Source organism: Citrobacter sp. ABFQG, from assembly GCF_004322975.1.
GTDB lineage: Bacteria > Pseudomonadota > Gammaproteobacteria > Enterobacterales > Enterobacteriaceae > Citrobacter > Citrobacter freundii.
In genome coordinates this window covers 4,613,582-4,626,913 of record NZ_CP036435.1, presented here as the reverse complement: position 1 = coordinate 4,626,913, position 13,332 = coordinate 4,613,582, and the positions used below count along the sequence as shown (strand labels likewise).

At 51.3% G+C, this 13,332-nt stretch carries 12 protein-coding genes; 8 read left to right on the top strand and 4 right to left on the bottom strand.

Going from position 1 to position 13,332, the window contains the following annotated elements:
* Window positions 1-97 precede the first annotated feature (97 nt).
* The 4 genes from WN16_RS22670 to rlmM all read left to right on the top strand — a co-directional run bounded on the left by WN16_RS22670 (window position 98) and on the right by rlmM (window position 3,113).
* The gene (locus WN16_RS22670; RefSeq protein WP_003840386.1) at window positions 98-325 is read left to right on the top strand and encodes a YgdI/YgdR family lipoprotein; all 228 of its coding nucleotides are present in this window, start codon (window positions 98-100) and stop codon (window positions 323-325) included.
* A gap of 363 nt (window positions 326-688) precedes the next feature.
* Window positions 689-1,606 carry a glycine cleavage system transcriptional regulator GcvA gene (gcvA, locus tag WN16_RS22665; RefSeq protein ID WP_003034035.1) on the top strand — a complete coding sequence of 306 codons (918 nt, stop codon included), beginning with the start codon at window positions 689-691 and terminating at the stop codon, window positions 1,604-1,606.
* A gap of 18 nt (window positions 1,607-1,624) precedes the next feature.
* The gene (locus WN16_RS22660) at window positions 1,625-2,020 is read left to right on the top strand and encodes a DUF423 domain-containing protein (RefSeq protein ID WP_003034037.1); all 396 of its coding nucleotides are present in this window, start codon (window positions 1,625-1,627) and stop codon (window positions 2,018-2,020) included.
* A complete protein-coding gene (gene rlmM, locus WN16_RS22655) occupies window positions 2,013-3,113 on the top strand; it encodes a 23S rRNA (cytidine(2498)-2'-O)-methyltransferase RlmM (RefSeq protein ID WP_003034040.1) in 1,101 nt (366 codons plus the stop codon). Before WN16_RS22660 ends, rlmM begins: the two co-directional genes overlap by 8 nt.
* Window positions 3,114-3,148: 35 nt before the next feature.
* Here the strand turns inward: rlmM and fucR are convergent, their stop codons facing one another.
* From fucR to fucI, 4 genes are all read right to left on the bottom strand, one after another.
* Window positions 3,149-3,877, bottom strand: a complete 729-nt coding sequence (fucR, locus tag WN16_RS22650; RefSeq protein WP_044699752.1) for an L-fucose operon activator — start codon at window positions 3,875-3,877, stop codon at window positions 3,149-3,151.
* A gap of 57 nt (window positions 3,878-3,934) precedes the next feature.
* Window positions 3,935-4,357 (bottom strand): L-fucose mutarotase, encoded by a 423-nt coding sequence (gene fucU / locus WN16_RS22645; protein WP_003840383.1) that lies wholly within the window; start codon window positions 4,355-4,357, stop codon window positions 3,935-3,937.
* 1 nt (window position 4,358) lies between these two features.
* Window positions 4,359-5,777: an L-fuculokinase gene (gene fucK, locus WN16_RS22640; protein ID WP_044699751.1), complete on the bottom strand. Its 1,419-nt coding sequence runs from the start codon at window positions 5,775-5,777 to the stop codon at window positions 4,359-4,361.
* Window positions 5,778-5,899: 122 nt separating this feature from the next.
* Window positions 5,900-7,675, bottom strand: a complete 1,776-nt coding sequence (gene fucI / locus WN16_RS22635; protein ID WP_003034050.1) for an L-fucose isomerase — start codon at window positions 7,673-7,675, stop codon at window positions 5,900-5,902.
* A gap of 464 nt (window positions 7,676-8,139) precedes the next feature.
* Here fucI and WN16_RS22630 point away from each other — a divergent pair, with 464 nt between their 5' ends.
* The 4 genes from WN16_RS22630 (at window position 8,140) to WN16_RS22615 (ending at window position 13,284) form a co-directional block, all read left to right on the top strand.
* Window positions 8,140-9,639, top strand: a complete 1,500-nt coding sequence (locus tag WN16_RS22630; RefSeq protein ID WP_003034052.1) for a sugar ABC transporter ATP-binding protein — start codon at window positions 8,140-8,142, stop codon at window positions 9,637-9,639.
* A 3-nt stretch (window positions 9,640-9,642) separates the two neighbouring features.
* Window positions 9,643-10,626: an ABC transporter permease gene (locus WN16_RS22625; RefSeq protein ID WP_003034055.1), complete on the top strand. Its 984-nt coding sequence runs from the start codon at window positions 9,643-9,645 to the stop codon at window positions 10,624-10,626.
* A 73-nt stretch (window positions 10,627-10,699) separates the two neighbouring features.
* Window positions 10,700-11,650 (top strand): substrate-binding domain-containing protein, encoded by a 951-nt coding sequence (locus tag WN16_RS22620; RefSeq protein WP_003034057.1) that lies wholly within the window; start codon window positions 10,700-10,702, stop codon window positions 11,648-11,650.
* Window positions 11,651-11,703: 53 nt separating this feature from the next.
* Window positions 11,704-13,284 (top strand): FGGY-family carbohydrate kinase, encoded by a 1,581-nt coding sequence (locus WN16_RS22615; RefSeq protein ID WP_044699749.1) that lies wholly within the window; start codon window positions 11,704-11,706, stop codon window positions 13,282-13,284.
* Window positions 13,285-13,332 lie beyond the last annotated feature (48 nt).

The window sequence follows — 13,332 nt, the reverse complement described above, 5'->3', positions numbered from 1 at the left end:
GCCCGCTCAGTGTCTTATGCTAAATAGCGTTAGGCGAGCAATTTTGCCTGTTACGGAGTGTGTTTTTAATAGCATAAATCGCTTTAAGGAGAAGAAGATGAAAAAGACTGCCGCAATTATCTCTGCCTGTATGCTGACTTTTGCCCTGAGCGCCTGTTCCGGTTCGAATTACGTGATGCATACCAACGATGGTCGATCAATCGTAGCTGACGGTAAGCCACAGACCGATAATGAAACGGGGATGATTTCGTATAAAGACGCTAACGGCAACAAACAGCAGATTAACCGCACTGACGTGAAAGAGATGGTAGAACTGGATAACTAACCGGTCATCCATCGACAAAGAGTCGGACAAAAAAAAGCACCGCAATTTGGCGGTGCTACATTAATCACTATGGACAGACAGGGTAAATGTACAGGAAGTGAAAAAGGGTAGCTTTGCTACCATGGTCTGAATCGCAGACCAATTGCAAACACAACAACACAACATCACAACCGTAAGCCAAAAGCCCACCAGAACACGCATTCCGATAAAACTTTTCGTTCCGGCTTCAGGAAGTGCCGCCACTATAGGTATTTGCTGGTAGAACCTCAACGGACAATTTATAATGGCTCAGATAAAAAAAACTAATAGGTTACAGCCTGTTAGCTAATTGTTAAATTCATTTAACATCAAAGCCTAAAAGTCATGTCAAAACGATTACCACCCTTAAATGCGTTGCGTGTTTTTGATGCTGCAGCGCGTCATTTGAGCTTTACTCGCGCAGCAGAAGAGCTTTTTGTGACGCAGGCCGCAGTAAGTCATCAAATCAAGTCTCTTGAGGATTTCCTGGGGCTGAAGCTGTTTCGTCGACGCAATCGATCTTTGCTGTTAACGGAAGAAGGCCAAAGCTACTTCCTCGACATCAAAGAGATTTTTTCGCAATTAACCGACGCGACGCGTAAACTTCAGGCACGTAGTGCAAAAGGTGCACTTACCGTCAGTTTATTGCCCAGTTTTGCGATCCAATGGCTGGTGCCCAGACTCTCTAGCTTTAACTCAGCTTATCCGGGAATCGATGTCAGGATCCAGGCGGTGGACCGTCAGGAAGACAAACTGGCGGACGATGTAGATGTGGCGATTTTCTACGGACGCGGTAACTGGCCGGGTCTGCGCGTTGAAAAATTGTACGCAGAATATTTATTGCCGGTCTGCTCGCCGCTATTACTCACCGGTGATAAACCGTTGAAGACGCCCGACGATCTGGCTAAACACACATTATTGCACGATGCGTCGCGCCGTGACTGGCAAGCCTATACGCGCCAGCTTGGCCTGAATCATATCAACGTACAGCAGGGACCTATCTTCAGCCATAGCGCCATGGTGCTACAGGCTGCTATCCATGGACAGGGGATTGCGCTGGCTAATAACGTCATGGCGCAGTCCGAAATAGAAGCCGGACGTCTGGTCTGTCCGTTTAACGATGTTCTGGTCAGCAAAAACGCATTTTATCTGGTTTGTCATGACAGTCAGGCAGAACTGGGTAAAATAGCCGCCTTCCGTCAGTGGATTTTGGCTAAAGCGGCCACGGAACAAGAAAAATTCCGCTTTCGTTATGAACAATAATTTACGTAGGGTATTCACATGACCAGCCGTTTTATGCTGATTTTTGCCGCCGTAAGTGGCTTTATCTTTGTGGCGTTGGGTGCCTTTGGGGCACATGTTCTGAGTAAAACCCTCGGTGTCGTTGAGATGGGGTGGATCCAGACTGGCCTTGAGTATCAAGCGTTCCATACGTTGGCTATCTTTGGCCTGGCCGTCGCCATGCAGCGACGCATTAGCATTTGGTTTTACTGGAGTAGCGTGTTTCTGGCATTAGGAACGGTGCTGTTTAGCGGCAGCTTGTATTGCCTTGCGCTCTCTCATTTACGCCTGTGGGCGTTTGTTACCCCCGTCGGCGGTTTCAGCTTCCTTGTGGGCTGGGCGCTGATGTTAGTGGGTGCTATTAGATTGAAACGTAAGGGCGTTAGCCATGAATAAGGTTGTGTTGTTGTGTCGCCCGGGTTTTGAAAAAGAGTGCGCCGCAGAAATTACGGATAAAGCAGGGCGCCGGGAAATCTTCGGTTTTGCCCGCGTGAAAGACAATGCGGGTTACGTCATCTTCGAATGCTATCAGCAGGATGATGCCGAAAAGCTAGTGAAAGAGCTGCCGTTTAGCTCACTGATTTTTGCCCGTCAAATGTTTGTGGTGGGCGAACTGCTGCAATATTTACCGCCGGAAGACCGCATTACGCCGATCGTTGGCATGCTGCAGGGCGTGGTGGAAAAGGGTGGCGATCTGCGTGTCGAAGTCGCCGACACCAATGAAAGCAAAGAGCTGGTTAAGTTCTGCCGTAAATTTACCGTACCGCTGCGCGCGGCGCTGCGTGAAGCGGGCGTACTGGCAAAATATGAAACGCCGAAACGTCCGGTGGTTCATGTTTTCTTTATCGCCCCTGGCTGTTGTTATACCGGTTATTCCTGGCCTGACAATAACTCACCGTTCTACATGGGTATTCCGCGACTGAAATTCCCGGCCGATGCGCCGAGCCGCTCAACGCTGAAGCTGGAAGAAGCGCTGCACGTGTTTATCCCTGCCGATGAATGGGATGAGCGTCTGGCGAACGGAATGTATGCGGTGGATTTAGGGGCCTGCCCGGGCGGATGGACCTATCAGTTGGTTAAACGCAACATGTGGGTTTACTCGGTGGATAACGGTCCAATGGCACAAAGCCTGATGGATACCGGACAGGTCACCTGGCTGCGTGAAGACGGATTTAAATACCGTCCGAATCGCAACAATATTTCGTGGATGGTCTGCGATATGGTGGAGAAGCCGGCGAAGGTTGCCGCGCTGATGGCACAATGGCTGGTCAACGGCTGGTGTCGTGAGACAATATTCAACCTCAAGCTGCCGATGAAAAAACGCTACGAAGAGGTATCACAGAACCTGGCTTACATTCAGGCCCAGCTTGATGAACATGGCGTAAATGCCCAAATTCAGGCGCGTCAGCTGTATCATGACCGTGAAGAAGTAACCGTCCACGTACGTCGTCTGTGGGCGGCCGTCGGCGGTCGTCGCGACGAGCGATAAGGCTACAATCCAGGTCGGATGGCGGCGAAATCGCCCTATTCGGCCTGGATTGATTCAATCAGCTGTGTATCTGAAACAATATGCGTCACATCATCCAGATGCCCAATTCTGGCCTCTCCCGAACGATTAAATTTACTTTTATCGATCAACAATAAAGATTGCGATGCGCGCTTAAGCAGAATGGATTTGAAGTCTGCGTTGGTTGCATTTGAGTCCCAGAGCGCGCCGTCGCTGTCGATCCCTTCGCAGGAAAAAATAAACAGGTCGATATCGAGGGATTTTAGCTGCGAGATAAGCGAGGGATTAACGTAGCAACCGTATTTGCGCTCAAGGCGACCGCCGGAGCTAATAAGCTGAATGTGTTCACGTTTAGTCAATTCCTGGCAGATGGGCTGGCTGTTGGTAAAAACGTGAATGTTGATGTCCGGTAGCTGTCGCGCCAGGTACCAGCATGTTGAGCTGGCGTCTAAAGCTATCACCATACCTTCTTCGATCCATGCCAGCGCTTCGCGGGCAATATTTGCTTTATGGGCATAGTGGCTTTTTAGTCGTATATGGAACGGGTCGCCACTGTCCTGATTTTCCCGATGAATAGCCTTGGCCCGCCCGTGATTGCGTAGCACCTTGCCCTGGGTTTGTAATTCACTGAGATCACGGCGGATGGTCTCTTTGCTAACGTTTAGCTGCAAAGACAGGGCTTCAGTTGTCAGGCTTTTGTGGTGGGTAAGCAGATCTACGATTGCCTGCTGGCGAGCCGCTTTCATGTTCAGATCCTCATCTGATGATAAATGCCCGTACCAGACGGGCATTCTGACCAGAGATTACGGCGTTACCCCTTTTTTTAAAAGAATATTCCCGTACTTTGCCCGCTCTCCTGTGATAACGATCGCAAACGCCTTTTGCGCTCGTTCGTAAAAGGCATAACGGTCAATACGCGTGATGTCTGGACAGGGGGCCTGCAATGAAAGCGCCTGTCGATAGCGAGCCTCGACGTCAGGATCGAGAGCGTCGCCTTCTACTGCGGCCATCATCACCAGCGGTGGGGCGTAGCTGTCCAGTTCAAAAAGCGGAATAATCGCCTGCAGCAGGTCGCTAACCAGCAGACCGTCGGCGCGAATCACCTGCGGTCCCATGCTATGAGCCGGAAAATGAGCATCGGAAAAGATAATCTCATCGCCGTGACCCATTTCAGCCAGCACCTTCAGCAGGTCGGGGGAAATTAAGGGGGATATTGTTTTGAGCATGTTACTCGACTCCTGTCAGTTCGGATTCGGTTTGCGGATAGAAGTAACGGTACTGGTAGCGCACCTGTGCACGGGCCTGTTCCGGTGAGGGAAATTCCCTAATGCCTGACCAGGCAAACATCGCGGCGCCTGCGACGGTGGTTTCGGCGTCATCCAGCACTTTGACAGGGATCCCGAGAACATTAGCTTTAATCTGGTTCCACAATGCGTTACGGCTTCCCCCGCCAACCAATAACAATTCAGTGGCCTGGAAATGACCGATTTTTTCCAGCGTGTGTAAATTCCGCTGCAACTGTTCTGTCAGTCCTTCCAGTGCGGCGCGATAAAAATGCCCGCGGGTGGTATTGAGTGTAACCCCTTGCCAGCCCGCATTCTGAGAGGTCAGCAGGTCGCAGTGCATCTTGACGCCTTCTGCGCCGGCAGGAATGGACCGGGCTTCGTCAATCAGCGTCTGCCAGGGCGATTCGGCAGTCCAAAACAGCTTACGCACCCATTCAAGCACGCCGGAAGCCAGCCACTGCATGCCGGGATTATACAGCCCGGCATGACTGTCTAATTCACAAGTGGAACCCGCATAATGGCTGAGCAGAGAGGTGTCCACCTGTGCGCTGCGTACCATCAGAATTTCCCATGTACCGGAAGAGAGCACCGGTTCGTCTGGCTGAGCTCCCGCGCCAAAGAGCGCAAACTGCGTGTCGTGCCCGGCAGATATCACAGGAATACCCACTGGTAGCCCGAGCAGGCTGGCGGCCTCGTGTTGCAGTACCCCAATCTGTTCGCCCGCTTCCACCAGACGTGGAAACAGTCGGCGCGGTATGCCGGTCGCCTGCAAAATGTCATCACTGAAATCGCGCTGCTGGATGTTCAGCATCTGGCTGGTGCCCGCCATGGTGATATCTGTGGTGAACTCGCCGGTTAAACGGTGGTTGATAAGCGATGAGATAAACAGCCAGGCGTGCGCCTGTTCCAGTAATTGTGGATGGTTTTCTTTCAGCCACACCAGTTTATACAGCGTGTTAAAGCTAAACGCGCCGACGCCGGAGATTTCCTGCAACTGCTGCGGTGACATGTAGCGATGGATATTTTCCATTACTGCTGCGGTTCGCGGGCACTTCCAACTGATTACCGGATATAACTGCCTGCCGTGTTGATCGACCAGCGCACCGTCTACGCCGAAGGTGGTGACGGCGATCCCGCAGATACGGCAATTGGCCAGTTGCGTGGAGAGCCGCTGACAGCAGTCGGCGAAGCGTTGCAAAATGGCTTCCAGCGACCACTGATGCCAGGTACCGTTCTCCGCGGCAATATCACTGGCGTTGGGTGTAGAGGCGCGGGCGATAATTTTTCCCTGACGGTCAACGGCTATGGCCCGCACGTTGGTCGCGCCACAGTCGAGGACCAGGATAACCTCTTGTTTCATAATTGCTCCTGGGAGATTACCTATTGCCGGATGGCGGCTTCGCCTTATCCAGCCTACAAAACCGTGCGCTTCGTAGGCCTGATAAGACGCGTAAGCGCCACCATCAGGCAATTGCTCGATGTTTAACGCTTATACAGCGGACCGTAGTTCTGGCAGGCGCGATAATCCTGGCCTTCCGTATCCATTCCGTGGGCTGCCCAGGCTGAAGGACGGTAAATTTTCTCGTCTTCCACGTTGTGCATGCAAACCGGGATACGCAGCATGGCGGCCAGAGTGATAAAGTCTGCGCCCACGTGACCAATCGTCAGCACTCCGTGGTTTGCACCCCAGTTAGCCATAACCGAATAGACATCGCTGAACGGGCCTTTACCGGTTAAGCGCGGGGCAAACCAGGTGGTCGGCCAGGTAGAGTTAGTGCGCGCATCGAGCTGGTCATGCATATCTTCCGGTAATTCCACGCTCCAGCCTTCGGCGATTTGCAGTACCGGCCCCAGGCCCTTGATGATGTTGATGCGAGTCATGGTGAACGGCACGCCGCCCTCGGTCAGGAAGCGAGAGGAGTAGCCGCCGCCGCGGAAGTATTCGTGAATAGCCGGACACCATTCGGTTGCCGCCAGGCAATCATCGACCTCTTTTTGCGAGATTTCCCAGTGCGGTTTCATGGTCGGTTTCCCTGCGTCGTCGCGCTGTTTGCAGGAGCCGTCCAGTGCTGCCGAGCCGGAGTTAATCAGGTGAATAATGCCGTGCTCAGCAAGGCCGGTCAGCGGTTTACCCGTGACGCGCTCTACCGCTTCTGGCGACCAGTAGGTGCGCACATCGGCAAAGACCTGCGCCGTGCCGGTGAGTTGATGGCCGAACAGCATCGCCACGCCGTTCAGGCTGTCGTTTTCGGTGGCGACAACGAACGGTTCGCGTATGCCATTCCAGTCAAAGGAGCTGTTGAGCAGCGCTTCGGCGGTATCACCATTCGGATATTGATCGGTCCAGTGACGCTGGCCCTGGAAGCCTGCGGCAATCGCGTTGTATCCCAGCGACTCTTCTACCCGACCTTTGTCGGCCAGCTTCTGGTTACCCTGCATCATGTCGCGAATGCACATGGCCATTAGCAGACTCTCTTTCAGCACCGCACGGCTCTGTTCTGCATTGCGCTTATATTGCTGCGCGTTCTGATCCTCACCGTAGCGGAAGTTTTTGTCCGCCCACGCCAGCGCCATTTCCAGCTCAGCTTCGTCATAGATTTTTTGGTCGATGCGACGACGCAGTTCGGTCATATCAACGGGTTGAACTTTCATTCCCAGCCAGGATTCAAAGAAGTTATGATCGACAATAGAGCCGGCAATACCCATTGAAACGCCGCCTACGGACAGGTAGGTTTTGCCTTTCATACCGGCGACGGCTAAGCCCGCGCGGGCAAAGCGCAGCAATTTTTCTTCCACATCGGCAGGGATCGTGGTGTCGCCGGCGTCCTGTACGTCATGGCCGTAAATAGAGAAGGCAGGAAGTCCTTTTTGATTATGCGCAGCCAGCGCGGCGGCCAGATAAACGGCCCCCGGACGTTCTGTACCGTTGAAACCCCAGATAGCTTTCGGCCGCATTGGATCCATGTCGATGGTTTCGCTACCGTAGCACCAGCATGGGGTCACAGTGATGGTCACGCCCACATTCAGGCTGCTGAATTTTTCTTCGCAGGCGGCAGATTCCGCCATCCCGGCGATACAGGTATCGGCAATGACACATTCAATTTGCGCGCCGCAGGCGTGACGAAGTTTCTCAGCGATCAGCGCAGCGGTGGCTTTAGCCATATTCATGGTTTGCTCTTCGAGCGATTCACGAACACCCATACGGCGCCCATCAATCACCGGACGAATGCCAATCTTCGGTAAGCTATTTTTTTTCATTCGAGGTTCCTCATCTCACTTTATGCCGTGCTGCAAAAGCGGATGTTGAACACCACCGTCGCAGTTGGCTGAATAACTCATTTTTGCTAACTCGAGTTAGCTTAGGTATTAGAGAGTTTTTTGCACAACTTTTTTGTTGTGGAACTGTGAGAGGCTTCACGAGAAGTGGTTAAAATTCGATCTGCGTCAAATAAACCAGAACGCATATTTTTGTATAAATTCTTTTAAATTAAGTAGTTGCAATAAATTGTTTGTTCAGCGTCACAGATTTAAACCAAATGATTTGGCTAATTTGAGTAGCTAAAATAGCTTTAAAAGGCACTTCGCTAACTCGAGTTAGCATAATTGATAAAACGCATATGAACGTATAGGTAGTATTCGCATTAACGGTGACGATGGCTTCCTGGCAACGTTTTTTCGCCTGATTCACTGATTGCAGTTTCTGTATATTGAGGAAAGCAGCAATGTCTGAAACATTTTTACAGATGAGTCATATTACGAAACGTTTTCCCGGCGTATTAGCGTTGAGTAATGTGGATTTTGCTTTACGCAAAGGCGAGGTTCATGCGCTGCTGGGTGAGAATGGCGCAGGAAAGTCTACGTTGATGAAGATTTTATCCGGTGTTTATCAGCCTGATGAAGGAGATATTATTTTTGAAGGGCAATCTGTTTCTTTTGCGAACCCGTTGAGCGCACAAAGCGCAGGTATCACGATTATTCACCAGGAATTTAATCTTTTCCCTGAACTCACGGTAGAAGAAAATATTTTTATTGGCAGGGAGTTTTGCAAAAATAACCGCTGGCGTCTGGATGAAAAACAACAGCGACAGGCTGCTATCGATATTTTGCAAAAATTAAACCTGAATATCTCCCCAGAAACGCTGGTGGCCGATCTGACCGTCGCGCAACAACAAATGGTTGAGATTGCTAAAGCGATATCGGTGAATGCTAAGATCCTTATTATGGATGAACCGACGGCGGCACTGACGGAAACGGAAATCGACAGCTTATTTCAGGTGACCCGTTTGCTGAAAGAACAGGGAACGGGCATTGTTTATATCTCGCACAGACTGGAAGAACTGGCGCTGATAGCCGATCGCGCTACGGTGATGCGGGATGGTCAGTTTATTGCCACTGTAGATTATGATGCGGTTAAAATTAGCGACCTGATTGCCATGATGGTTGGGCGGGACCTCGGCAATATCTATCCTCGCCGTGGACCTTTGGCTCAACGTAAGCCGGTGTTGGAAGTCAGCGGTCTGACTCGCAATGGTGTACTGAACAACATTGATTTCACCCTGTATCAGGGCGAAATATTGGGCTTTGCCGGTCTGATGGGCGCAGGGCGTACCGAGCTGGCGCGGGCGATTTTTGGCGCGGATCCCATTGATGGCGGTACCCTCAAGCTAAACGGAAAAGTGACGGTAATTAAAGATATTCCTGATGCTATCCAACAGGGTATCAGCTATTTAACCGAGGACAGAAAAAAAGAGGGGCTGGCATTAGGACTGTCCGTTGAGCGTAATATTATGTTGGGCAATTATCCTGAATATTCCGACCGCTATGGCAATGTGGACAGCAAACGTTGTCAGAAAACCAGCGAGGAACAGGTTAAAGCCCTACGGATTAAAACACCACATTTAGAGCAGGCTGCACTGAATTTAAGTGGCGGTAATCAGCAGAAAATTATTATTGCCAGATGGGTATGTAAAGATACCGATATTCTCATCTTTGACGAACCCACTCGCGGTATTGATGTGGGGGCCAAACTTGAAATTTATGAATTAATGAATCGACTGGTGGCAAAAGGGAAGTCAATTATCATGATTTCCTCTGAATTACCGGAAGTGCTGGGTATGTGCGATCGCATTTTGGTTATGCGTAATGGACGTATTACCGGGGAGTTAGCTTCTGATGACGCCACACAAGAAAAAATCATGCAATACGCGACGTTAGAGGACTAATTTATGACTATCTCTGTAACCTCTTCAGACAGCAATAATAAGAAAATAAAAATTAACAAAGAACTTTTAATGCGCCTGGCACCGCTTCTGAGTCTGATTATTTTAGTAATATTTTTTAGTTTTGGTTCGCCATTTTTCTTTAACACTGAAAACATCATGACAATTGCCTTGCAAACGTCAGTGATTGGCATCATGGCAATTGGCGTTACCTTTGTCATTATCACTTCAGGAATCGATCTTTCTCTTGGCTCGGTAGTGGCCTTTTCTGGTGTTGCGGTAGGCATCAGCGCCACGCTGGGATTGCCTCTGCCCGTATGTATTCTGGCGGGGGTGCTGGCCGGGGGATTATGCGGCTATATCAACGGCCTTCTGGTCACCAAAATGACTATCCCGCCTTTTATCGCCACGCTGGGCCTGATGATGTCAGTCAGAGGCATCAATATGGTGATGACCGATGGTCGTGCGATTTATTTCGCTGATTACCCCACCTTCAAAATGCTGGCCCAGGGACGTTTGTTCGATGTGCTGCCTTATCCCGTTTTTTATCTGGTGGTGGTGGCGCTAATCGCCGCCTACATCCTGAAGAAAACGGTGATTGGTCGCTATGTTTACGCCGTGGGTAGCAATGAGGTAGCCGCACATCTTTCCGGTATTAAAGTTCAGCGCGTCAAAATTTTCGTCTACGCCTTTTGTGGTCTGCTGACTGGGATTGCCGGGGTGATTCTGGCTTCTCGTTTGAACTCAGGACAACCAACGGTCGGCGTGGGGTATGAGCTGGAAGCTATCGCGGCGGTTGTTATTGGCGGTACGAGCCTGATGGGCGGAATTGGCACCATCGGCGGCACGATCATCGGCGCATTCATTATGAGCGTGCTGAAGAATGGTCTGAACCTGATGGGCGTTTCCCAGTTCTGGCAAATGGTTGCCATGGGCGTGGTGGTCATTGCCGCGGTTTATCTCGATACATTACGCAAAAAAATTCGTTGATTTACGCTCCCGGAAGTCACGGGGCATCATAACCCTGACGTTTAGGGTGACTCACTCAGAACGGAGTAAAACAATGAGAACCAGGAATTTTGTCTATGCGTTATCCCTGCTGGCCTGTATGACATCCAGCGTATTGGCTAAAGATATGAACCTTCCGGTGGTCAGTAAAGGTTTCCAGCATGAATTCTGGCAAACCGTGAAAATGGGGACGGAAGCGGCAGCAAAAGAGTTGGGCGATAAAACCAGCTATGTTGGCCCGGCGGATGAAACTCAAATTGCTGAGCAGATTCAGTTGGTTGAAAACGCGATGGCGCAAAAACCTAATGGGCTATTACTGGCCGCGTTAGATGCCAATGCGCTTGCGCCATTAGTTGAGACCGCAAATTCACGCGGTATTAAAGTTGTGACGTTTGACTCCGGCGTGAATTCCGATATTCCGGTGAGCTTTGTCGCCACGAATAACCGTAAAGCCGGTGCAGAAGCCGCAGACGCGCTGGCAGCGGAAGTGGGCAGTAAAGGGAAAGTGGGCATTATTGCGCACGTAGCAGGGACCTCTTCTGCGATTGAACGTTCGGAAGGGTTTATTGCCCGTATGAAGGAGAAATATCCGGATATTCAGGTGCTACCGGTCCAGTACAGCGATGGCGATCCGCAAAAAGCGATGGATAAAACCATCGATATGATCCAGGCCAACCCGGATATTGCAGGAATTTATGGCACAAATGAAGGCTCAACGCTTGGCGTAGCAAACGCTATTGATAGCCAAAATCTGAAAGGCAAAGTGAAGGTGATTGGTTTTGATAGCACAGAGGCAATCATTGCCTTCCTGAAGTCCGGAGTGATTCAGGGATTTGTGGTGCAGGACGCTTATCAGATTGGCTACCAGGGTATCAAGACGCTGAATGCAGCGGTATCGGGTCAGTCTGTACCGAAAGAGATTGATATTCCGGTGAAATTTGTCAGTGCGAAGAACATTGATACCCCAGAAATTGACAAATTGTTACACCCATTCGGTAAAAAATAAGACCGTTGGGGCGAGGTGCTCGCCCCATCATTAGCCAGCGTCAGGGAGTTACTATGGGCAGTGGATATTTCCTCGGTGTGGATGTCGGTTCCGCCAGCGTCAGGGCTGGTGTCTTTGATGCCAGTGGCACACGGCTGGCTTTTGCGACACGCCCCATCTCGCAGTTTCGACCCGGTCCTGAGCGGGTTGAGCAGTCATCTGCAGAAATCTGGCAGCAGGTTTGCCATGCGGTGAGAGGAGCGGTGTCGTCAGCGGGGGTTCCCGTCGAGAAGATTCGTTCACTGGGATTTGATGCCACCTGCTCCTTAGTTGCCCTCGATGAACACGGGCAGGGACTGGCGGTTTCACCTGGTGAATCGCCAGACCATAACATCATCATGTGGATGGATCATCGCGCGGTAGATGAGGCCAAACGCATTAATGCCACGCAAGATCCGGCTCTGCGCTATGTCGGCGGCGAAGTCAGCGTAGAGATGGAACTTCCCAAGGTGCTGTGGCTGAAAAATCATTTTCCCGCAACGTGGCAGAGTGCACATCGTTTCTATGATCTTGCGGACTTTCTGGTCTCTAAAGCTACCGCCACTGATGTTGCCGGTTTGTGCACGTTGACCTGTAAATGGAACTATCTGGCACATGAACAACGCTTTAGCCACTCCCTGCTCGACGCCGTTGAATTAACGGATTTGTTGGGCAAAATCCCGTCGCGTATTCTTCCGCCAGGCGCTGGCGTTGGAACGCTTAGCAGCGATTCGGCCCAGGCGCTGGGGCTGACGACTGCAGTGGTCGTCGCCAGCGGTATGATTGATGCCCATGCCGGCGGAGTTGCGCTTGCCGGGGTTGAGCCTGAGGGGACGTTGGCGCTGATTAGCGGAACGTCAAATTGCCATATGCTGTGCAGCGAGCAGGAAATTCATACGCCAGGTGTTTGGGGGCCTTATTGGTCAGCCATGCTGCCAGGCTACTGGCTGACGGAAGGAGGGCAGAGTGCTGCTGGGGCGTTAGTCGACTGGACGCTTCAGGAATCAGGAGCCAGTGCTGAGCTGTTTCACAAAGCTGAGGCCCGGGGCTGCCATCCCATTGTTTTAGTTAATGAATGGGTTGCCGCACTTGAGGAGCAGGAGTCTGAGCCTGGTCGTTATCTGCATGTGCTTGCCGATCACCACGGTAATCGTTCGCCGCGCGCACGGCCCGATGCTCGAGGCAGCATCTGTGGTTTGACGCTGGAACGAGGTGAGATGCAGGTAGCTCGTCTGTACCTGGCGACATTACAGGCGATCGCCTGCGGTACGCGGCATATTATGGAAGTGATGCGTGAAAACGGTCACACCATTTCCCGACTGACGCTGTGCGGCGGCGCAACGCATAACCCACTGTGGATGAGGGAATATGCCGATGCTACCGGATGCGATATTCATCTTATGCAGGAAGAGGATGCGGTGACGTTAGGTGCGGCTATCACTGGCGCGGTAGCATGCGGCGCGTGGGCAACTATACCGTCCGCATGCCGGGCGATGGTTCGTTCGGGCGAGGTGATTAAGGCGAACCCGGCGCGGCGGAACTTCTATGATCGCAAATACCAGGCTTATCTGATGTTGTGGGAGCAGCAGCAGGCGATTAACCAACTTATGCAGTAAGACAAAAGTTTAAAATACTTTTATGATTGTAGATTGACGTTTTTGGAT

Excerpts from the sequence above, each read along its gene's own strand:
- WN16_RS22670 (WP_003840386.1), top strand. The coding sequence starts at position 98 with ATGAAAAAGACTGCCGCAATTATCTCTGCCTGTATGCTGACTTTTGCC.
- gcvA (WP_003034035.1), top strand. The coding sequence starts at position 689 with ATGTCAAAACGATTACCACCCTTAAATGCGTTGCGTGTTTTTGATGCT.
- WN16_RS22660 (WP_003034037.1), top strand. The coding sequence starts at position 1,625 with ATGACCAGCCGTTTTATGCTGATTTTTGCCGCCGTAAGTGGCTTTATC.
- rlmM (WP_003034040.1), top strand. The coding sequence starts at position 2,013 with ATGAATAAGGTTGTGTTGTTGTGTCGCCCGGGTTTTGAAAAAGAGTGC.
- fucR (WP_044699752.1), bottom strand. The coding sequence starts at position 3,877 with ATGAAAGCGGCTCGCCAGCAGGCAATCGTAGATCTGCTTACCCACCAC.
- fucU (WP_003840383.1), bottom strand. The coding sequence starts at position 4,357 with ATGCTCAAAACAATATCCCCCTTAATTTCCCCCGACCTGCTGAAGGTG.
- fucK (WP_044699751.1), bottom strand. The coding sequence starts at position 5,777 with ATGAAACAAGAGGTTATCCTGGTCCTCGACTGTGGCGCGACCAACGTG.
- fucI (WP_003034050.1), bottom strand. The coding sequence starts at position 7,675 with ATGAAAAAAAATAGCTTACCGAAGATTGGCATTCGTCCGGTGATTGAT.
- WN16_RS22630 (WP_003034052.1), top strand. The coding sequence starts at position 8,140 with ATGTCTGAAACATTTTTACAGATGAGTCATATTACGAAACGTTTTCCC.
- WN16_RS22625 (WP_003034055.1), top strand. The coding sequence starts at position 9,643 with ATGACTATCTCTGTAACCTCTTCAGACAGCAATAATAAGAAAATAAAA.
- WN16_RS22620 (WP_003034057.1), top strand. The coding sequence starts at position 10,700 with ATGAGAACCAGGAATTTTGTCTATGCGTTATCCCTGCTGGCCTGTATG.
- WN16_RS22615 (WP_044699749.1), top strand. The coding sequence starts at position 11,704 with ATGGGCAGTGGATATTTCCTCGGTGTGGATGTCGGTTCCGCCAGCGTC.